Raw genomic sequence first — 21,109 nt, 5'->3', positions numbered from 1 at the left:
AATGCCATGTATGCATTGAAATCGCCGCGCCTGGCCGCCATGCTGGCCGCCCTGCTGCTGGCGGGCGCGACGGGCGCCGCTGCCGCCGCGGCCAAGGCCAAGAAACCTGCGGGCCTGGAGCGCTATGGCGTGGCCGTCTACTCCGACCTGTGCCTGCAAAAGGACAGCGGCGAGATCGGCGGCCAGCGCGTGACCCTGCACCGCTTTGCCGAGGCCGATTCGGTCATCTATGAGTTCACGGCCGGAGCCCTGAGCTGGCCCATCGTGGCCAATGACGTCAACCTGGACGACGCCACGGGCGCCTTCGACTTCACCATCGCCGGTGCCGACAGTGAAGAGCGCACCATCGCCGGCAAGTTTTCCAAGGATGGGCAAACCCTCACTCTGGAAGGCGACTACTGCGGCGGCAACGTGCGCATGCCGATGAAACTGAGCCGCGTGCGCGATTTTGGCCGTGCCTTGAAAACCTGCACGCCATGCCCGGCCATGCCGGAAACACCGGCGCCGGCGCAGGACAGCACCGAGGCGCCTGCCGCCTGAATGTTGTTGCTGTATGGATATGAAAAAGGCCCGGTATCGACCGGGCCTTTGCATTGTCAGCGTCGAATGGGGCTTACTTCGCCGCTTGCGCCTTTTCCGCCGTGGCGCGGATGGTGGCCAGCGTCGCGTTCGGCGTGATCAGGTTGCCGTCGTAGCGTAGCTCGATCAAGGCCGGCAAGTTGTGCGTTTTCGCGTGCGCCAAGGCCCGCTGCAGGGCAGGAGCGAACTCTTTCGTCGCATTCACCACTTCGCCTTGCGCGCCATACGCTTGCGCCAGTGCCGCAAAATCCGGATTGTGCAAGGTCGTGCCCGACACGCGGCCCGGGTAGTCGCGCTCCTGGTGCATGCGGATGGTGCCGAACATCTGGTTGTTGAAGACGATGATGACCACGCCCGCCTGGTATTGCACGGCTGTCGCCAGTTCCTGGCCGTTCATCATGTATTCGCCATCGCCGGCAAAGGTGATCACGGTGCGCTCCGGATGCACGATCTTCGCCGCCACGCCGGACGGCACGCCGTAGCCCATGGCGCCGTTCGTCGGCGCCAGCTGCGTGCGCATGCCGCCATAGCGGTAGAAACGGTGCGCCCACGACGCGTAGTTGCCGGCACCGTTCGTCAGGATGGTATCAAGAGGTGCCTGCGCCATGATTTCCTGCGTCACTTGCCACAGGTCCAGCGGCGCCTGGCCATCCTGGAAGATGGGCGGGCGCTGCTGGTAGGCTGCCAGCTCGGCCTTCGCTTCCGCCGGCGTGTGCTGCCAGGCGGCGGCGTCGACGGACTCCATGGCTGCCAGCATGGCGCACGCTTGCGGCATGCCGCTGTTGATCATCAGTTCGGCCTGGTAAACGCTGCCCAGCTCCTCGGCATCCGTATGGATATGCACGAGGCGCTGGCGCGGCACGGGCGAGTCGAACAGGGTGTAGCCGCCCGTCGTCATTTCGCCCAGGCGGGGGCCGATGGCGATGACCAGGTCGGCTTCCTTGACGCGCGCGGCCAGTTTCGGGTTGATGCCGATGCCCACGTCGCCGATGTAGTTCGGGTGGGCATTGTCGAGCAAATCCTGGAAGCGGAAGGCGCAGGCGACGGGCAGGTGGTTGTTTTCCGCGAATTGCTGCAGGTCGGCGCACGCTTGCGGCGTCCAGGTGGCGCCGCCCAGCAGCACCAGCGGGCGCTGCGCCTGCGCCAGCATGCCGCGCAACTGCTGCAGCTGGGCGTCGGATGGCGCCGCCTGCACGGGCTGGTAGGCGCGCGTATCGGCCACGGTGGCCAGCGAAATGAGCATGTCTTCCGGCAAGGCCAGCACGACGGGGCCGGGGCGGCCGCTGGTGGCTACCTGAAAGGCGCGCGCCAGGTATTCGGGGATGCGCTCGGCGCGGTCGATCTGCGCCACCCACTTGGCCATCTGGCCATACATGCGGCGGTAGTCGATTTCCTGGAACGCTTCGCGGTCGACGAAATCGTTGCCCACCTGGCCGATGAACAAAATCATCGGCGTGGAATCCTGGTAAGCCGTATGCACGCCGATCGAGGCGTTGGTGGCGCCCGGCCCCCGCGTGACGAAACAGATGCCCGGCTTGCCCGTCAGCTTGCCATAGGCTTCGGCCATGAAGGCGGCGCCGCCTTCCTGGCGGTTGATGATGAAGCGGATGCCCGAGTCGTGCAGGGCGTCGAGCACGTCGAGGTAGCTTTCGCCGGGCACGCCAAAGGCGGTGTCGACACCGTGGATCTGCAGGGCATCGACCAGGATCTGGCCACCGGTACGGGATTGTTGCGTCATGTTCGGCTCTTTATGTTCTAGTTGAATGGCAAAGAAAAATCGGGCAAACGGTGCGCATGCGCCGCATCGGGATGCGCGCAGCTTGCGCCATTCTATGTGAGCCGATTTGGCCCGGCTTTTGAAATGGCGACACCGAATTACACAATCCCCCGGGGTGGGACCCGGCGAGGGCGCCGGGCGGGCGGCGCCACGCCTGCACAGGCCTTTTGCAGAAACATGCTGCGGCGCGGTACAATGGCGGGTGAAGCAGGCCAGACAGTCGCTGGCCGGCGCAGCAATGCGCTGGCGGGAGGAAGGTCCGGACTCCATAGAGCGGGGTGACGGTTAACGGCCGTCCGCTGAAAGCCGACCCGGCGTACTTGTATGCCGGGGGAGTATAAGGCGAGGAATAGGGCCACAGAGACGAGCGTATTAAGTTACGGTGAAACGCGGTAACCTCCACCTGGTGCAATTTCAAATAGGCACGCGATGATGCTGCTCGCGGAGCGTGCGGGTAGAAAGCTTGAGCGCCCGAGTAATCTGGCGCCTAGAGGAATGGCTGTCATAGCGCCGACCGCAAGGAAGGCGCCGTAACAAAATCCGGCCTACCGGCCTGCTTCACTTGAATTCCAGCTTCCTGGCATGCCAGGAAGCGCCAGGGCCGCCGTGTTTTTGACGCTGCGTGCCACCCAAAAGCCCCCGCAACGGGGCTTTTTTTGTTTCTAAAAATATAGCGTTTAAGATAAAGTTGTATATACAACTAAAAATGAACAATTGGTTAAAGTTTCCCCATTTTAATTAATTGCTGCATTGCAAAATAAGTTTTCACTGCTGAATCCAGCCCCGGAAAATGGCGGAAATGAGTGTGCTGTACGGTAATTTTTTGCCGAAAACCAAGTCTTTCCTTCGGGTAAATTACTGTTGTGCCCGTTCGACGAAACTATTGTCATGTGTCAACTAACTGTAAAAATTTCAATTTTTCGATTTCGTCTTTTTCGATGTTTACGGTAGGAAAACACATGTGTGCAGATGAGGTACCACATTCACTATCTTTCATAAGTATCTAATTTATCGATATATTTTTATTTGAGACTCCTTCAACGATATGCGCTAAGTCCTTAATTTCATTAATAAAATTCCTGTTTTGCCAATCGGAAACCGCTTGACCACTATCTTTGCTTACTCTAAAGTGGGCAACTGTGTGAAAAAGTGTATTTTTGTGGGAAATTTTCCCTGGCAGCGCGGCACCACAGTGCCGCAACCCAAGCTCAAAAAGGTCTTCCGTGTTTCAAGGCGCGTCCGCTATCAATCTCGATGCCAAAGGCAGGATGTCTATCCCTGCCAAGCATCGTGACGCGCTGGCGATTCAATGCGAAGGCCGCTTGACCCTGACCAAACACCCCGATGGCTGCCTGCTGTTTTTCCCCCGTCCCGTGTGGGAAAGCCACCGCCAGCAAATCGCCACCTGGCCCATGTCGGCGCGCGCCTGGCAGCGCATCTTCCTCGGCAACGCTTGCGATGTCGAACTTGACTCGGCCGGCCGCGTGCTGATCTCGCCCGAATTGCGCAACGCCGTGGGGCTGTCGCGCGAGGTGATGATGATCGGCATGGGCAGCCACTTTGAAATATGGGATGCCGCGAAACTGGCCGAACAAGAACAGCAGGCGATCGATGCCGGCACTCCCGATGTACTTTCCAATTTTTCTTTCTAAGGCTCCGTAATGACACTACTCACGGTGCCGGAATTTCAGCATCGCACGGTGCTGCTTGATGAAGCGGTCGATGCGCTCGACCTGTCGGGCGACCGCGCGCATGGCATTTACGTCGACGGCACGTTTGGCCGCGGCGGGCATAGCCGCTTGATCCTGTCGCGCCTGGCGCCGGACGCGCGCCTGATCGGCTTCGACAAGGACTTGCAAGCCATCGCCACGGCCGAACAGATCGCCGACCCCCGTTTCAACATCGTCCACGACAGCTTCGCCACCATGACGGCCAGCCTGGCCGAGCGGGGCGTGCGGCAGGTCGATGGCATCTTGCTCGACCTGGGCATCTCGTCGCCGCAAGTCGACGATGCGGCGCGCGGTTTCAGCTTCCGCAACGACGGACCGCTGGACATGCGCATGGATACCACGCGCGGCATCTCCGCGGCCGAATGGCTGGCGGTGGAAACCGAGCAGAATTTAGAGAAAGTGATACGCGATTATGGGGAAGAACGGTTTGCTTTTCAGATTGCAAAGGCGATTGTTGCTGGCCGGGCAGTCCAGCCAATTTCAAGCACACGACAGCTTGCCAGCATCGTGGCAGGCGCCGTCAAGACCCGCGAGAAGGGTAAGGACCCCGCTACCCGCACCTTTCAGGCCATACGCATTTTCATTAACAAGGAGCTCGAGGATCTCGAGATCGGCCTGAATCAGGCGTATGCCTGCCTGGCGCCCGGCGCGCGCATGGCCGTGATCAGCTTCCATTCGCTGGAAGACCGCATGGTCAAGCGCTTCTTCGCCTCGAAGGCGAACGTGGAGCAGCCTGACCGCCGCCTGCCGATCCGCGCCGTCGACTTGCCGCAGCCGGAAATGAAGCTGATTGCGAAGATGAAGCCGTCCGATGCCGAGATCGAGGCGAATCCGCGCTCGCGCTCGGCCGTGATGCGCGTGGCGCAGCGTTTGCCCATTCCAGCTGGCGGCCCCCGATGACTGGCAAGCTGTGTGTCGTGCTGTCGGCCCTGCTGGTGTGCTGCGGCCTGTCGCTGGTGAACGCGCAGTATCAGTCGCGCCACCTGCTGATCGACCTGGAGCGCGCGCAAGCGCTGTCGCGCCAGCTCGACATCGACTGGGCGCAGCTGCAGCTGGACCAGTCCACCCTGGGCAAGCATGAACGCATCGAAGCCATCGCGCGGCGCGACCTGAGCATGACGCCGCTGACGGCGGCGCGTACCCAATACCTGACGGAGGGCGAATAATGAAGCTGGGCGGTAACAGCAACGGCCGGGTGGCGGCGTCGAAAGGCGTGCCATTCTCGAAGAACCCTGTCCTGGCGGTGCGCCTGCCCGTCTGGCGTTCGCGCGTCGTGCTGTTCCTGCTGTTCTTCGCTTTCGCCGGCCTGGGCGTGCGCGCCCTGTGGCTGCAGGGCGTGTCGACGCAGTTTTTGCAAAAGCAGGGCAAGGCGCGTTATGAGCGCACGCTGGAACTGCCGGCCACGCGCGGCAAGATCACCGACCGCAATGGCCAGGTGCTGGCCTCGTCCGTCCCCGTGAAAGCCATCTGGGCGATTCCGGACGACGTGCTGCAGGCGCCGCCGGAAAAAATCAATGCGCTGGCCGGTCTGCTGGAAATGAACGTCAACGAATTGCGCAAGAAGCTCGATTCGGACCGCAGCTTTGTTTACCTGAAGCGCCAGGTCGAGATGGACGTGGCCGACAAGATTTCCAAACTGGGCATCGACGGCATCGACGAGCGCAAGGAATACAAGCGCTTTTATCCGCAGGGCGAAGTGATGACCCACGTGGTGGGTTTCACCAACGTGGAAGACGTGGGCCAGGAAAGCATGGAGCTGGCGCAGCAGAAAACCCTCGTCGGCACCACCGGCAGCCGCCGCGTGATCAAGGACCGCCTGGGCCACATCGTCGAAGACATCGGCTTCATCCACGAACCGCACGACGGCAAGGACCTGACCCTGTCCGTCGACAGCAAGATCCAGTACATCGCCTTCACGCAGCTGAAGGAAGCGGTGGAGAAGTTCAATGCCAAGGCCGGCGGCGCCGTGGTGCTCGACGTGCACACGGGCGAAGTGCTGGCCCTGGCCAACTACCCCAGCTACGATCCGAACGACCGCCGCAAGCTCACCGGCCAGCAGCTGCGCAACCGCGTCATGACCGATACCTTCGAGCCTGGTTCGACCCTGAAGCCGATCACGGTGTCGCTGGCGCTCGACACGGGCCGGGTCAAGCCGACCACCCTGATCGACACGGGCCCGGGCCGCTACACCATCGCCGACCGCACGATCACCGACACCAAGCCGCACGGCGTGATCAATGTCTCCGAAATCATCGAGATGTCGTCCAACATCGGCACCTCGAAAATCGCGCTGGGCATGCCGTCGCAGGAAATGTGGGAAATGTTTACCAAGGTGGGCTTCGGCCAGCAGCCGAAATGGGGCTTCCCCGGCGCAGTCGCCGGCCGCGTGCGTCCGTATAAATCGTGGCGCCCGGTGGAGCAGGCGACCATGAGTTACGGTAACGGCATTTCCGTCTCGCTGATCCAGCTGGCGCGTTCGTACATGATGTTCGCCCGCGATGGCGACACGATTCCACTGTCGTTCCAGAAGGTCACGGAACTGCCCGTGGGCCAGCAAGTGATCAAGCCCAAGACGGCCGCCGAAATGCGCGCCATGCTGGAACTGGTGGTCTCCGGCGCGCACGGCTCGGCCAAGCGCGCCCAGGTCGCCGGCTACCGCGTGGGCGGCAAGACGGGTACCGCGTATAAAGTTGAAAACGGCCGCTATGCGATGCCGCGCAAATACATCGGCTCTTTCGTGGGCATGGTGCCGATGTCGGCGCCGCGCTTCATCATTGCCGTGATGATCGATGAACCGACCGGCCCGGCCCACTATGGTGGCCAGGTTGCCGCTCCCGCTTTCGCGGCGATTGCGACCAACGCGCTGCGCGCGATGAACGTACCGCCCGATTCCTCCGTTACCGAAATCGTGGTCCCGGCCAATGCCGGCCCGGAGGCCATGTGAAGTCACTCATGACCATACAAGAAATCTGTTTGTGGATCAAAGCGGCTGCCCCGTCCGGGCAGCTGACGGCCGATTCGCGCCGCGTGCAGCGCGGCGACGTGTTTTTCGCCTATGCCGGCGCCACGCAGTTCATCGCCGCCGCCATCGAGCAGGGCGCCGCCGCCATCGTCCACGACAACGCCGACTGGAATGCCGCATGGACGGTGCCGCAGCTGGCCGTGGCCGACCTGAAACGCGTGGCCGGCCCCATCGCCCACGCTTTCTACGGCATGCCCGACAGCGCCATGTTCAGCGCCGGCGTGACGGGCACGAATGGCAAGACCTCGTGCGCGCTGTGGCTGGCGCAGGCGCTGGCGCGCCTCGGCGAAACGGCGTCCGTCATCGGTACCCTGGGCGTTGGCCTGTGCAAGCCGCGCGGCGAGATCGAATTCGACGTCACCGGCTACACCACGCCCGATGCGGTGCTGCTGGCGCGCAAACTGGCCGCCATGCGCGACGCCGGCGCGCAAGCCGTCGCCATCGAAGTGTCGTCGATCGGCCTGGACCAGGAACGCGCGGCCGGCATGCATTTCGACGTCGCCATGTTTACCAATCTGACGCGCGACCATCTCGACTATCACGGCGACATGGCGGCCTACGAGGCGGCCAAGGTGAAGCTGTTCGACTGGCCGGGCCTGAAAACGGCCGTCATCAATCTCGACGACGCCATGGGCCTGCGCCTGGCGCACCACGTGGACGGCAAGCTGGCCGGGAAAGATCCCGTCATCGGCTATACCTTGCAGGATGCGGCCAGCTTGCCTGACCTGCCCGGCGTGCTGATGCTGCGCGCCAGCCAGTTCCGCAGCCGCAATGCAGGCACCGACTTCCACCTGGAGTGTCCGCTGGGCGTGGCGCTGGTCAAGACGCAGCTGGTGGGACACTTCAATATCAGCAATGCGCTGGCGGTGCTGGGCGCCTTGCTGGCGCACGGCACCGGCCTGCGCGCCGCCATCGACGGCATCGAATCGCTGCAGCCGGCCCCGGGCCGCATGCAGCAGGTAGGTGGCCAGGAAGCGCCGATGGTCGTCATCGATTACGCGCATACGCCGGACGCGCTGGAAAAAACCCTGGCCGCCTTGCGCCAGGTGGCGCAGGAACGCGGCGGTGAACTATGGTGCGTGTTCGGCTGCGGCGGCGATCGCGATCCGGGCAAGCGCCCGCAGATGGGCGCCATCGCGCAACTGGCCGACCACGTGCTGGTCACTAGCGACAATCCGCGCAGCGAAGATCCGCACGCCATCATCGCGCAGATCATCGCCGGCATGCGTGCCGACGGCCCGCAGCCGCAAGCCATCGAAGACCGCGCCGCGGCCATCCTGTCGGCCATCAAGCACGCGGCCAAGCCGGACGTGATCCTGTTGGCGGGCAAGGGCCATGAGCCATACCAGGAAATCAAGGGCAAGAAACTACCGTTCTCCGATGCCGATCATGCGCAGCTGGCTTTGTCCGCGCGCCTGACGATGATGAGGACGAACTGATGGACCAGCTTATTGATCACATCATGCACGCAAGCCTGGCCGAACTGATGCCGTCGCTGCACGGCGCGCAGCTGGCCGGCGATGCTGCCCGCGCGTTCGCTGGCGTGTCCACCGACAGCCGTAGCGCCCAGGCCGGTTCCCTGTTCGTTGCCCTGCGCGGCGAGAGTTTCGACGCCCACGATTTCCTGGCGCAGGTGGCCGCCAGCGGCGTCGCCGCCGTGGTGGTCGAGCGCCTGCCGGAAGGCTGGGACAGCGCCAAGGTACCGGCCATCGTGGTGGCCGATACCCTGGTGGCGCTGGGCCGCATCGCCCATTACTGGCGCAGCCGTTTCAGCCTGCCCGTCATCGGCGTTACCGGCAGCAACGGCAAGACCACCGTCAAGGAGATGATTTCGTCCATCCTGGCGGCGGCCTATGGCGAAGAGCGCCGCCTGGCCACGCGCGGCAACCTGAATAATGAAATCGGCGTGCCCCTGACCCTGTTCCGCCTGCACGCGGAGCACAAGGCAGCCGTCATCGAGATGGGCATGAACCATCCGGGAGAAATTGCGCGTTTGGCGGCGATTGCCGCGCCGACGCTGGCAATGGTCAACAACGCGCAGCGCGAACACCAGGAGTTCATGCATACGGTGGAAGCGGTGGCGCGCGAGAATGGCGCCGCGCTGGCGGCCCTGGGCGACGGCGGCGTGGCCGTCTTCCCGCACGGCGACGAATTCACGCCCCTGTGGCGCGAACTGGCCGGCGCGCGCACCGTCATCACCTTCGGCCTGTCGAAAGAAGCGGACGTGAGCTGCACGCACCGCGCGGCCGAGGACTTTGGCAGCGACATGTTCGTCAGCGTGCGCGCGCAGGACGGTAGTCTGCGCCAGTTCTTTGTCGGCTTGCAGGCGGCCGGTGAACACAATGTGCGCAATGCGCTGGCGGCGGTGGCGTGCGCGATTGGCGCCGGCATCGCCATCGGGCATGTGAAGCAGGGCCTGGAGGCGTTTGCTCCCGTGAATGGACGCCTGCAGAAAAAACGCGCCAGCAATGGCGCCACCATCATCGACGACACCTATAACGCCAATCCGGATTCGGCGCGCGCGGCCATCGATGTGCTGGCGCAGGCGGGGGCACCGCGCATCCTGGTGCTGGGCGAGATGGGTGAAGTCGGTACGCAGGGACAGCAGTTCCACGAAGAGATCGGCGCCTACGCCGCCGCCAAAGGCATTGAATACGTGCTGGCGACGGGCGGCCTGGCGCGCCATCTGGTCAATCCGGCGCAGGCTGCCGCAAGCCAGGAATCAGGCACGGTCGTGGAGTATTTCGAACAGTTCGACGGTTTGCTGGCGGCGCTCGATGCGCATTTGTCCGGCCGTTCGGATGCAACAGTATTAATCAAGGGCTCCCGCTTCATGAAAATGGAACGGGCCGTGCAGCATTTGATTGGTTCAAACAACAAAAACAAGGAAGCTCACTAATCATGCTGCTCTGGCTCGCTCATTATTTCCAGGACGACATTGGCCCGCTGCGGGTCTTTAACTTCATCACATTCCGCGCCGTCTTCGCCACCTTGACGGCGATCCTGATCGGCTTGTGCGCCGGTCCCGCCGTGATCCGCATGCTGACCCGCATGAAGGTCGGCCAGGCCGTGCGCACGGACGGCCCGCAAACGCATCTGAAAAAACACGGCACCCCCACCATGGGCGGCGTGCTGATCCTCATCGCCATCGGCATTTCCACCTTGCTGTGGGCCGACCTGTCGAACCGCTTCATCTGGCCCGTGCTGATCGTCACCCTGGGCTTTGGCGCCGTCGGCTGGGCCGACGACTATCGCAAGGTGGTGCACCAGGACCCGGAAGGCATGCGCTCGCGCGAAAAATACTTCTGGCAGTCGCTGATCGGCATCGTCGCCGCCTTCTACCTGGCGTTTTCCGTCTCCGTGTCGGAACCGGACGCGGGCCACGTGTGGAACCTGATCTACGCCTGGGTGCAGTCGGGCTTCGCCATGGACCTGCCGCCGAAGGCCGACCTGATCGTCCCGTTCTTCAAGACCATCAGCTATCCGCTGGGCGTGTGGGGCTTCATCGCGCTGACCTACTGCGTCATCGTCGGCACCAGCAACGCCGTCAACTTCACGGATGGCCTCGATGGCCTGGCCATCATGCCGACCGTGATGGTGGGCACGGCCCTTGGCCTGTTCGCCTACCTGACAGGCAACGCCACCTATGCGCGCTACCTGTTCATCCCGCACATTCCGGGCGCCGGCGAGCTGGTGATCTTCTGCGGCGCGCTGGCCGGTTCCGGCCTGGCCTTCCTCTGGTATAACACGCATCCCGCCAAGGTCTTCATGGGCGACGTGGGCGCGCTGGCGCTGGGCGGCGCACTGGGCACCATCGCCGTCATCGTGCGCCAGGAAATCGTCCTGTTCATCATGGGCGGCATCTTCGTCGTCGAAACGCTGTCCGTGATCATCCAGGTCGTCTGGTTCAAATACACCAAGAAACGCTTTGGCGCCGGCCGCCGCGTCTTCCTGATGGCGCCACTGCATCACCATTTTGAACAAAAAGGCTGGAAAGAGACGCAGGTTGTCGTGCGTTTCTGGATCATCACCATGATGCTGGTGCTGCTCGGCCTGACCACCTTGAAGCTGCGCTGATGATGTACCTCGATAAAACCGCACTGATACTGGGCCTCGGGGAGTCGGGCCTGGCCATGGCCCTGTGGCTGGCACGCGGCGGTGCGGCCGTGCGCGTGGCCGATACGCGGGAAGCGCCGGAGCGCCTGGCTGCCCTGCAGGACGCCGTGCCGCAGGCGCAGTTCATCGCCGGCGCCTTCACGGCGGATTTGCTCGACGGCGTGGACTTTGTCGCCGTCAGCCCCGGCCTGGCGCCGCAGCGTGAACTGGCTGCAATCGCGCCGGCCGCCGCCGGGAAACACATCCCCATGTGGGGCGAGATCGAACTGTTCGCGCAAGCGCTGGCCGCCTTGAAGGCGCAGCGCGGCTATGCGCCGAAAGTCGTCGCCATCACGGGCACGAATGGCAAGACCACCGTCACCAGCCTGGTCGGGCTGCTGTGCGAACGCGCCGGCCTGGCCACGCGCGTGGCCGGCAATATCAGCCCGGCGGCGCTCGACGTGCTGCGCGAAGTGCTCGATGCCGAGCCGGCGCCGCAGCCTGTCGCGGAAGAAGGAGAAGGCGAGGCCGCGGCGGAACCCGTCGCCAGCACCTTGCCGCAAGCATGGATACTGGAGCTGTCCAGCTTCCAGCTGCACACGACCTTCAGCCTGCAGGCCGATGCGGCCACGGTGCTGAACTTGTCGCAGGACCACCTGGACTGGCATGGCGACATGGCCGCCTATGCTGCCGACAAGGCGCGCATCTTTGGCGACGAGACCGTGCGCGTGCTGAACCGCGACGATGCCGCCGTCATGCGCATGGCCGATCCCCTGCGCGAGACCGTCACCTTCGGCACGGGCGAACCGGCGGAAGTCGACAGTTTTGGCCTCGTCAACGAGCGGGGCATCTTCTGGCTGGCGCAAGCCGTGCCCAGCGAAGAAGTGATCGAGAAAAAACGCAGGAAGAACGATCCGGCGCCGGAACCGGTGCCGACGATGGCGAAAAAACTGATGCCGGCCGATGCGCTGAAAATCCGCGGCCAGCATAATGCGGCGAACGCGCTGGCGGCGCTGGCCCTGTGCCGCGCCATCGGCCTGCCGTTCGCGCCGCTGCTGCATGGCTTGCGCGAATACCAGGGCGAACCGCACCGGGTGGAACTGATCACCGCCGTCAACGATGTCGAATATTACGACGACAGCAAGGGCACCAACGTGGGCGCCACCGTCGCGGCCCTGTCCGGCCTGGGCAAGGCCTTTGGCGGCGCCGAGCAGCGCCTGGTGCTGATCGCCGGCGGCGATGGCAAGGGACAGGATTTCTCGCCGTTGGCCGAACCCGTGTCGCGCCACGTGCGCGCCGTGCTGCTGATCGGCCGCGATGCGCCCGCCTTGCGCGCGGCGCTGGAGCCGGCCGGCGTCGACATCGTCGATTGCGCCACCTTGCCGGAGGCGGTCAAGCGCGCCAGCAGCCTGGCGCTGGCCGGTGACGCGGTGCTGCTGTCGCCCGCGTGCGCCAGCATGGACATGTTCAAGAACTATGCGCATCGCGCGCAGGTGTTTGTCGACGCCGTGCGCGACATCGCCCTGGAAAACGGACAGGATATCTGATGGCCTTCCAACTGCCATTCCGCTTCGGTTCCGGCTCGGCTGCCAAGCCGCTGGACGGCCGCGCGCGGCAGTCGAAGATGATGGAGTACGACCAGCCGCTGGTGTGGGTGGTGCTGCTGCTCATGTTGCTGGGCATGGTGATGGTGTATTCGGCGTCGATCTCGCTGTCCGATGCGCGCAAGTTCGCCGCCTACACGAACAATTATTTTGTCGTGCGCCAGGCGCTGTTCATCGGCGTGTCGATCATCGTCGGCGCGATGGTGTTCCGCATCCGCATCGCCACCTGGCAAAAGATCGCCCCGTGGCTGTTCATCGGCACCCTGGTGCTGCTGGTGATGGTACTGATACCGGGCCTGGGCGTGTCGGTCAACGGCGGGCGCCGCTGGCTGAACCTGCCGGGCCTGCGTCCGCAGCCGTCCGAGCTGATGAAGGTGGTGATGGTGCTGTACGCGGCCGACTACACGGTGCGCAAGCAGGAATACATGCACAAGCTGACCAAGGGCTTCATGCCGATGGCGCTGGCCGTCAGTTTCGTCGGCCTGCTGCTGCTGATGGAGCCCGACCTGGGCGCCTTCGGCGTGATCGTCTGCATCGCCATGGGCATCCTGTTCCTGGGTGGCGTCAACGCCATCTGGTTCGGCGGCATCGGCGCCATGCTGACGGCAATCTTCGTCACCATCATCGCCCTGTCCAAATTCCGCCGCGAGCGGTTTTTTGCGTATCTCGACCCGTGGCAGGAAGACAATGCGCTGAACAAGGCATATCAGCTGACGCACTCGCTGATCGCCTTCGGGCGCGGCGAACTGTTTGGCGTGGGCCTGGGCGGCAGCGTGGAAAAACTGCACTACCTGCCCGAAGCGCACACGGACTTTTTACTTGCCGTGATCGGCGAGGAGCTGGGCCTGGTGGGCGTGCTGGTCGTGATCGGCCTGTTCTACTGGATCATCAAGCGCGCCTTCGATATCGGCCGCCAGGCGATCGCCATCGACCAGACGTTCGCGGGCCTGACGGCGAAGGGCATCGCGATCTGGATCGGCGTGCAGACCTTCATCAACATGGGCGTAAACCTGGGCCTGCTGCCGACCAAGGGCCTGACCTTGCCCTTGATGAGCTATGGCGGCACGGGCGTACTGATTAACTGTATCGGCCTGGCGATTTTGCTGCGCATCGATTACGAAAACCGGATCCTGATGCGCGGAGGCCGGCTATGACTAATGTAACGACATTGAAACCGACGAAAAGACTGATGATCATGGCAGCCGGCACCGGCGGCCATATTTTCCCTGGCCTGGCGATCGCGCAAACCATGCGCGCGCGCGGCTGGGAAGTGAGCTGGCTGGGCACGACCCACGGCATGGAGCAGGACCTGGTGCCGAAGAGCGGCATTCCCATGGATGCCATCGCCTTTTCCGGCATGCGCGGCAAGGGCCTGGCGCACACGGTCAAGGGCGGCTTCAGGATGCTGGCCAGCTTTTTTGCCATCCGGCGCTTCATCGCGCGCCGCAAGCCGGACGTGGTGATGGGCATGGGCGGCTACGTCACCGTGCCGGGCGGCCTGATGGCGCGCCTGAAGGGCGTGCCGCTGGTGCTGGTCAATGCCGATGCCGCGCTGCTGTTGTCGAACAAGACGCTGGTGCCGCTGGCGCAGCAAGTATGCTTCGGCTTTCCCGCCGATTTCGGCAGCGCCGCCGGCAAGGCCGTCGTCACGGGCAATCCCGTGCGCGCCGAGATCCTGGCCATGGCGCCGCCGGCCGCGCGTTTCGCCGGCCGCAGCGGGCCGTTGCGCATCCTGGTGGTGGGCGGCAGCCTGGGCGCGAAGGCGCTGAACGACAACCTGCCTGCCGCGCTGGCGCTGATGCCGCAAGGCGAGCGTCCGCTGGTGACGCACCAGTCGGGCAAGAAGAATATCGACGCCCTGCATGCCGCGTATGCGCAGGCGGGCGTGCAAGCCAATGTGGTCGACTTCATCGACGACATGGCCAAGGCATATACCGAAGCGGACCTGGTGATCTGCCGCGCCGGCGCGATCACCCTGTCGGAGCTGACGGCGGCCGGCGTGGCCAGCGTGCTGGTGCCGCTGGTGGCATCGACCACCAGCCACCAGCGCGACAACGCGCAATGGATGGCGCAACAAGGCGCGGCGATTCATTTGCCGCAGACGGAAATGAGTGCGGCGTCGCTGAGCGCCCTGCTGGCATCGCTGAACCGCGATCGCTGCCAGCAGATGGCGCAGGCGGCGCTGGCAGCAGGCAAGCGCGACGCCAATGAGGCGATCGCACACGTATTGGAAAAACTGGCATGAGGTTAGCTCTGTGAAGCATAAAGTAAACAATATCCACTTTGTCGGCATTGGCGGCAGCGGCATGAGCGGCATCGCCGAAGTGCTGGTCAACCTGGGCTACAAGGTGTCGGGCTCCGACCTGGGCAGCAATGCGGCGACGCAGCGCCTGGCGAGCCTGGGCGCGACCGTCATGCTCGGTCACGCGGCGGAAAACATCGGCGACGCCGATGCGGTGGTGACGTCGGGCGCCGTCCCGCAGGACAATCCGGAAGTGGCGGCCGCGCGCGCGCGCAAGATCCCGCTGGTGCCGCGCGCCGTGATGCTCGGCGAATTGATGCGTTTGAAGCGCGGCATCGCCATCGCCGGCACGCACGGCAAGACCACCACTACCAGCCTGGTCGCCTCCGTGCTGGCCCAGGGCGGCCTCGATCCCACGTTCGTCATCGGCGGGCGCCTGACCAGCGCCGGCGCGAACGCCAAGCTGGGTTCGGGCGACTACCTGGTGGCCGAAGCCGATGAATCGGATGCCTCGTTCCTGAACCTGACGCCGATGATCGAAGTGATCACGAATATCGACGCCGACCACATGGATACGTACGAGCACGATTTCGAAAAGCTCAAGCAGGCTTTCGTGCAGTTCACGCACCGCTTGCCCTTCTATGGCCGCGCCATGCTGTGCATCGACGATCCGCACGTGCGCGCCATCATCCCGTCCGTGACCAAGCCTGTCACCACCTACGGTTTCGCCGAAGACGCGCAGGTGCGCGCCATCAACGCGCGCGCCGTGGGCCTGGAAATGCATTTCACCGTGCTGCAGGAAGGCTACCCGGACCTTGACGTGGTGCTGAACCAGCCCGGCATGCACAATGTGCAGAATGCCTGCTCGGCCATCGCCATCGCGCGTGAAATCGGCATCGCCGACAGCGCCACGCAGCAGGGCCTGGCGGAATTTTCCGGCGTGGGCCGGCGCTTCACGCGCTATGGCGACGTGGCGCTGCCGAATGGCGGCAGCTTCGCCCTGGTCGACGATTTCGGCCACCATCCGGTGGAAACGGAAGTGACTTTGGCCGCCGCGCGCGCCGCCTATCCGGGCCGCCGCCTGGTGCTGGCGTTCCAGCCGCACCGCTACAGCCGCACGCGCGACCTGTTCGAGGATTTCGTCAAGGTGCTGGGCGCGCCCGACGTGCTGCTGCTGTCCGAAGTGTATGCGGCGGGCGAGGCACCCATCGTCGCCGCCGACGGCCGCGCACTGGCGCATGCGCTGCGCGCGCGCGGCAAGATCGAACCGATTTTCGTCGAATCCATGACCGACATGGCCGACACCATCATGAGCGTGGCGCGCGACGGCGACGTCGTGCTGACCATGGGCGCGGGCTCCATCAGCGGCATCCCGCAACAACTGACTACGTATCAATCCAACACTGTAAAGGCCTGATGTGAACCAAGCTTCAGCTATCGATGTAAAACAATTGGGCAAGGTCGGCGTCCTGTTCGGCGGCAGCTCTGCCGAACGCGAAGTGTCGCTGATGTCCGGCACGGGCGTGCTGGCCGCGCTGCAAAGCCATGGCGTGGATGCGCACGGCTTCGACACGGGCGAGCGCAGCCTGGCCGAACTGGCCGCTGAAAAATTTGACCGCGTCTTTATCGCGCTGCATGGCCGCTTCGGCGAAGACGGCAGCCTGCAGGGCGCGCTGGAACAACTGGGCATTCCCTACACGGGCAGCGGCGTGATGGCTTGCGCGGTGGGCATGGACAAGGTCTACACCAAGATGATCTGGCTGATGCACCAGCTGCCGACGCCGCAGTACGCTGTGCTGGACGACAGCTCGGACCTGGCCAAGGTGGCCGCGGAACTGGGCTTGCCGCTGATCGTCAAGCCGCCGCACGAAGGCTCGAGCATCGGCATCACCACCGTCAACGAGGCCGCGGCCTTCCAGGCTGCCTACGACATCGCCGCCGCTCTCGATGATTCTGTGCTGGCCGAGGAATTCATCCAGGGCCGCGAATTCACCGTGGCCATCCTTGGCAAGGGCGCCACGGCGCGCGCGCTGCCGCCGATTGAAATCGTCGCGCCGCAAGGCAATTACGATTACCAGAACAAGTATTTTACGGACGATACCCAGTATTTCTGCCCGCCGCAGCTGGACCCGGCGATCGTGGCGGAGATGGAGCGCATCGCCGTGGAAGCCTACCGCGCCCTCGGCTGCGAAGGCTGGGGACGGGTCGATGTGCTGATGCGCGCGGCCGACAGCAAGCTGTTCCTGCTCGAGGTGAATACCTCGCCGGGCATGACGGGCCATTCGCTCGTGCCGATGGCGGCGCGCGCCGTGGGCATCAGCTATGAAGACCTGTGCCTGGAAATCGTCGCCGGCGCGCGCCTGAAAATGCACAAGGGACAGCACTGATATGTGGCATGACGCTAAAAGCCTGAATACGACTGCCAACGGCTTGCTGGCCGCGGTTCTGGTCGTGTGCGTGGCGGCCGGCGTCTGGTGGGTCTCGCAGCGTCCCATGTTCGACCTGCGCACCATCAAGGTGGAAAGCGCGGACGACAAGGGCCTGCGCCACGTGAATTACCTGACCCTGCGCAGCGGCACGCTTGGCCGCATCAAGGGCAATTTTTTCACGACGAACCTGGAAAGCGTGCGCGGCGTGTTCGAGTCGGTGCCCTGGGTGCGCCGCGCCAGCGTGCGGCGCGAGTGGCCGAACCAGCTGATCGTGGCGCTGGAGGAACACGAGGCGCTGGGCACGTGGGGCGAGGATGGACGCCTGCTGTCGGTCAAGGGCGACGTGTTTACGGCCAATGTGGCCGAAGCGGAAGACGACCATGAACTGCCCGCGTTTTCGGGGCCGGACGGCAGCGAGAAGGAAGTGCTGGCCACCTACGTGCAGCTGGAAAAATGGTTTGCGCCGTTGAAGATGGTGCCGGAAACCCTGTCGCTGTCGAGCCGCTATGCGTGGACCGTGAAACTGAATAACGGTATGAGCGTGGCGCTGGGGCGAGAACAGAATCATACGACGCTGAAGGCGCGGGTCGACCGGCTGGTGGGTATCTATCCGCAACTGGCGAGCCGTCTGGAAAATATCGACACGATCGACATGCGCTACCAGAATGGCCTGGCGCTCAGTTCCGCCGGACTGGTGATACCGGCGGAAGGCAAGGATGGCAGGCCAGTGATGAAGAAGAAAAATAGCAGTCCGATTAAAAAACCGACTTAACCCAATAATTTTAATTTATAGCCCATACAGTAGGCGACAGAAATGACAAAAGACGCGAAAAACCTGATCGTCGGCCTCGACATCGGCACCTCGAAAGTGGTGGCGGTGGTAGCCGAAGTGATGTCCGACGGGCGCCACGAAGTGATCGGGCTGGGCCAGCACGAATCGAAGGGCCTGAAAAAAGGCGTGGTGGTCAATATCGAGGCCACGGTGGAATCCATCCAGCGCGCCCTGGAAGAAGCCGAGCTGATGGCCGACTGCAAGATCCGCAATGTGTACGCGGGCATCGCCGGCAGCCATATCCGCAGCTTCAACTCCAGCGGCATGGTGGCCATCAAGGACAAGGAAGTGACGGCGACCGACGTGGCGCGCGTCATCGAGACGGCAAAAGCGGTTAACATTCCGACCGATCAGCAATTGCTGCACACGGTGCCGCAAGAGTTCATCGTCGACAGCCAGGAAGATGTGCGCGAGCCGATCGGCATGAGCGGCATCCGCCTGGAGGTGAAGGTGCATATCGTCACCGGCGCCGTGTCGGCGGTGCAGAACATCGTCAAGTGCGTGCGCCGCTGCGGCCTGGAAGTGTCGGATCTGATCCTGCAGCCGATGGCCTCGGCCGATGCGGTGCTCACGCCCGATGAAAAGGAGCTGGGCGTGGTGCTCATCGACATCGGTGGCGGCACGACCGACGTGGCGGTGTTCTCCGATGGCGCGATCCGCCATACGGCAGTCATTCCCATCGCCGGCGACCAGATCACCAACGACATCGCCATGGCCTTGCGCACCCCGACCGCGGAAGCGGAAGAAATCAAGATCCGCTATGGCGTGGCCAAGCAGGTCCTGGCCGACCCCGGCGAATCGCTGGAAGTGCCTGGCCTGGGCGACCGCGGCCCGCGCAACCTGTCGCGCCAGGCGCTGGCGGCCGTGATCGAACCGCGCGTCGAAGAGCTGTTCGCCATGGTGCACCAGGTGGTGCGCGAATCCGGTTATGAAGGCGTGCTGTCGTCGGGCATCGTGCTCACGGGCGGTACCTCCATCATGCCTGGCATGGTCGAGATGGCGGAAGATATTTTCCTGAAACCGGCGCGCCTGGGCACGCCCGAGTATCGGGGCCAGCTGGCCGACGTGGTGCGCAGTCCGCGCTATGCCACGGTATTGGGCCTGCTGCTGGAAGCGAAGAAGCAATACCTGCGCGGCCACATCGTGACGCGTCAGGACGGCTCGGTGAAGGCAGTCTGGCAGCGCATGAAGGAATGGTTTTTAGGGAATTTTTAAGGGCATGATTTTCGCCCGGCAGCACAGGTTTTTTGGCAGCATCGCAGGTAAACACACATAACTTAATTTTATATTTAACCGCAGTTTTCAATCTCCAGTTCTCCTACCAATATGAGGCCTGGCGCTTGGAAACCGCATTCTGATAGGAGCACATCATGGAGTTCGATATGGTCGATAACACAGCTTTAGGTACCGTCATCAAGGTCGTCGGCGTCGGCGGTGCGGGTGGCAATGCAGTCCAACACATGATCAACAAAGGCATGTCGGGCGTGGAGTTCATTGCCGCCAATACCGACGCACAGGCCCTGTCGACATCGAAGGCCCACAACATCATCCAGATCGGCGACACGGGTCTGGGCGCCGGCATGAAGCCTGCCGTCGGCCGCCAGCTGGCCGAAGAATCGCGCACGCGCATCGCCGATTCGCTGCGCGGCGCGCACATGGTCTTCATCGCCGCCGGCATGGGCGGCGGCACGGGCACGGGCGCCGCTCCCATCGTGGCCGAAGTGGCCAAGGAACTGGGCGCGCTGACGGTGGCGGTGGTTTCCAAGCCATTTTCGTACGAAGGCCAGAAGTGCATGGACATCGCCGACGAAGGCCTGGAACAGCTGTCGTTGCACGTCGATTCGCTGATCATCATCCTGAATGAAAAACTGGAAGAGATCTACGAAGATGAAAGCATGCTGGAATGGATGCAGCATGCCGATGATGTGCTCAACAACGCGGTGGCCGGCATTGCCGAGATCATCAACGTGCCGGGCCATATCAACGTCGACTTCAACGACGTGAAAACCATCATGGGCGAGCAGGGCAAGGCCATGATGGGCACGGCGACGGCATCCGGCGTGGACCGCGCGCGCATCGCCGCCGAACAGGCTGTCGCTTCGCCGCTGCTGGACGGCATCGACCTGTCCGGCGCGCGCGGCGTGCTGGTCAACGTCACGGCCAGCCGTGGCCTGAAGGGCAAGGAGATCAAGGAAGTCATGGCTGCCGTGCGCGCGTTTGCCGCGCCGGACGCGTCGATCGCGCAAGGTATCGCCTACGACGACGCCATGGGCGACGACATCCGCGTCACCGTGGTGGCGACAGGCCTGGGCCGCGCGAAGAAAAACATCCAGCTGGTACCGCAGCAAGTGCTGCGCACCGGTACCCACAACGGCCCGCTGACTCCGTCGGCGGCAATGGGCGGCGCGCAGGCGGCGGCGACCACCGTGGGCGTGGCCACGCCGGCAGCCGGCTTCGATGGCATGAAGGCACCGGCCGTATGGCGCCGCGAATCGGCTTCCGAGCAGGTGCGCGCGATGGAAAAGAATGGCATGGAGACGTACGACATTCCCGCCTTCCTGCGCAAACAGGCCGACTAATCACAGTGAAAAAAGCCCATGGCGGCGTTGCATAGCCCTGCCGCACATGCGGCCATGCGCCTTGCCCTGAGTATTTTTCATGTGATTAGGTGAGCGGAGGTGATTTGATGTCAGCAAACATGACGGCGGCCTGAGGGCCGCCGTTTTTTTCTCCGCTGCCTTGATGTTTGCCTTTGCCTTTCCTGCCATTTTCTGCACAAATGCGGCAAGTCAGGCATAC

General features: G+C 63.5%; 17 protein-coding genes and 1 other RNA gene. 17 read left to right on the top strand and 1 reads right to left on the bottom strand.

Features of this window, described 5'->3' with window-relative positions:
- Positions 1 to 6 precede the first annotated feature (6 nt).
- Entirely contained in the window at positions 7 to 540 is a 534-nt protein-coding gene (locus ACZ92H_RS25780; RefSeq protein WP_465051494.1) for a hypothetical protein, read from the top strand.
- Positions 541 to 613: 73 nt separating this feature from the next.
- On the opposite strand, the gene ACZ92H_RS25775 is transcribed toward ACZ92H_RS25780, so the two are convergent.
- A complete protein-coding gene (locus ACZ92H_RS25775) occupies positions 614 to 2,317 on the bottom strand; it encodes a thiamine pyrophosphate-binding protein (RefSeq protein ID WP_465051493.1) in 1,704 nt (567 codons plus the stop codon).
- Positions 2,318 to 2,560: 243 nt separating this feature from the next.
- On the opposite strand from ACZ92H_RS25775, the gene rnpB reads away from it, so the two are divergent.
- The 16 genes from rnpB (at position 2,561) to ftsZ (ending at position 20,889) form a co-directional block, all read left to right on the top strand.
- Positions 2,561 to 2,920, top strand: an RNA gene (gene rnpB, locus ACZ92H_RS25770) — RNase P RNA component class A.
- A gap of 659 nt (positions 2,921 to 3,579) precedes the next feature.
- On the top strand, positions 3,580 to 4,008 hold the full coding sequence (gene mraZ, locus ACZ92H_RS25765) for a division/cell wall cluster transcriptional repressor MraZ (protein WP_086145305.1): 429 nt from the start codon (positions 3,580 to 3,582) through the stop codon (positions 4,006 to 4,008).
- A 9-nt stretch (positions 4,009 to 4,017) separates the two neighbouring features.
- Complete coding sequence (gene rsmH / locus ACZ92H_RS25760) at positions 4,018 to 4,986, top strand: 16S rRNA (cytosine(1402)-N(4))-methyltransferase RsmH (RefSeq protein ID WP_131376213.1); 969 nt, start codon at positions 4,018 to 4,020, stop codon at positions 4,984 to 4,986.
- A complete protein-coding gene (ftsL, locus tag ACZ92H_RS25755) occupies positions 4,983 to 5,252 on the top strand; it encodes a cell division protein FtsL (protein WP_010394930.1) in 270 nt (89 codons plus the stop codon). The genes rsmH and ftsL overlap by 4 nt, the downstream gene beginning before the upstream one ends.
- Positions 5,252 to 7,030: a peptidoglycan D,D-transpeptidase FtsI family protein gene (locus ACZ92H_RS25750; protein WP_131376210.1), complete on the top strand. Its 1,779-nt coding sequence runs from the start codon at positions 5,252 to 5,254 to the stop codon at positions 7,028 to 7,030. Before ftsL ends, ACZ92H_RS25750 begins: the two co-directional genes overlap by 1 nt.
- 8 nt (positions 7,031 to 7,038) lie before the next feature.
- Entirely contained in the window at positions 7,039 to 8,547 is a 1,509-nt protein-coding gene (locus tag ACZ92H_RS25745) for a UDP-N-acetylmuramoyl-L-alanyl-D-glutamate--2,6-diaminopimelate ligase (protein WP_465051492.1), read from the top strand.
- A gap of 23 nt (positions 8,548 to 8,570) precedes the next feature.
- Entirely contained in the window at positions 8,571 to 10,007 is a 1,437-nt protein-coding gene (locus tag ACZ92H_RS25740) for a UDP-N-acetylmuramoyl-tripeptide--D-alanyl-D-alanine ligase (RefSeq protein ID WP_465051557.1), read from the top strand.
- Between the two features lie 2 nt (positions 10,008 to 10,009).
- Positions 10,010 to 11,185 carry a phospho-N-acetylmuramoyl-pentapeptide-transferase gene (mraY, locus tag ACZ92H_RS25735; RefSeq protein WP_092803429.1) on the top strand — a complete coding sequence of 392 codons (1,176 nt, stop codon included), beginning with the start codon at positions 10,010 to 10,012 and terminating at the stop codon, positions 11,183 to 11,185.
- A complete protein-coding gene (gene murD / locus ACZ92H_RS25730) occupies positions 11,185 to 12,750 on the top strand; it encodes a UDP-N-acetylmuramoyl-L-alanine--D-glutamate ligase (RefSeq protein WP_465051490.1) in 1,566 nt (521 codons plus the stop codon). Before mraY ends, murD begins: the two co-directional genes overlap by 1 nt.
- Positions 12,750 to 13,961: a putative lipid II flippase FtsW gene (gene ftsW / locus ACZ92H_RS25725; RefSeq protein WP_131376201.1), complete on the top strand. Its 1,212-nt coding sequence runs from the start codon at positions 12,750 to 12,752 to the stop codon at positions 13,959 to 13,961. The genes murD and ftsW overlap by 1 nt, the downstream gene beginning before the upstream one ends.
- 35 nt (positions 13,962 to 13,996) lie before the next feature.
- Positions 13,997 to 15,052, top strand: coding sequence for an undecaprenyldiphospho-muramoylpentapeptide beta-N-acetylglucosaminyltransferase (gene murG, locus ACZ92H_RS25720; protein ID WP_465051489.1), 1,056 nt, complete (start codon positions 13,997 to 13,999; stop codon positions 15,050 to 15,052).
- Positions 15,053 to 15,062: 10 nt separating this feature from the next.
- Positions 15,063 to 16,466: a UDP-N-acetylmuramate--L-alanine ligase gene (murC, locus tag ACZ92H_RS25715; protein ID WP_131376196.1), complete on the top strand. Its 1,404-nt coding sequence runs from the start codon at positions 15,063 to 15,065 to the stop codon at positions 16,464 to 16,466.
- 1 nt (position 16,467) lies between these two features.
- Positions 16,468 to 17,436 carry a D-alanine--D-alanine ligase gene (locus ACZ92H_RS25710; RefSeq protein WP_131376193.1) on the top strand — a complete coding sequence of 323 codons (969 nt, stop codon included), beginning with the start codon at positions 16,468 to 16,470 and terminating at the stop codon, positions 17,434 to 17,436.
- Between the two features lies 1 nt (position 17,437).
- Positions 17,438 to 18,250, top strand: a complete 813-nt coding sequence (locus ACZ92H_RS25705) for a cell division protein FtsQ/DivIB (protein ID WP_131376190.1) — start codon at positions 17,438 to 17,440, stop codon at positions 18,248 to 18,250.
- A gap of 42 nt (positions 18,251 to 18,292) precedes the next feature.
- Entirely contained in the window at positions 18,293 to 19,525 is a 1,233-nt protein-coding gene (gene ftsA / locus ACZ92H_RS25700) for a cell division protein FtsA (RefSeq protein WP_010394955.1), read from the top strand.
- A 155-nt stretch (positions 19,526 to 19,680) separates the two neighbouring features.
- A complete protein-coding gene (gene ftsZ, locus ACZ92H_RS25695) occupies positions 19,681 to 20,889 on the top strand; it encodes a cell division protein FtsZ (RefSeq protein WP_131376184.1) in 1,209 nt (402 codons plus the stop codon).
- Positions 20,890 to 21,109: the final 220 nt, after the last annotated feature.

The organism is Janthinobacterium foliorum (assembly GCF_978021625.1).
Note: the sequence above shows the minus strand (reverse complement) of the source record. Positions and strands in the feature narration are given on the sequence as shown.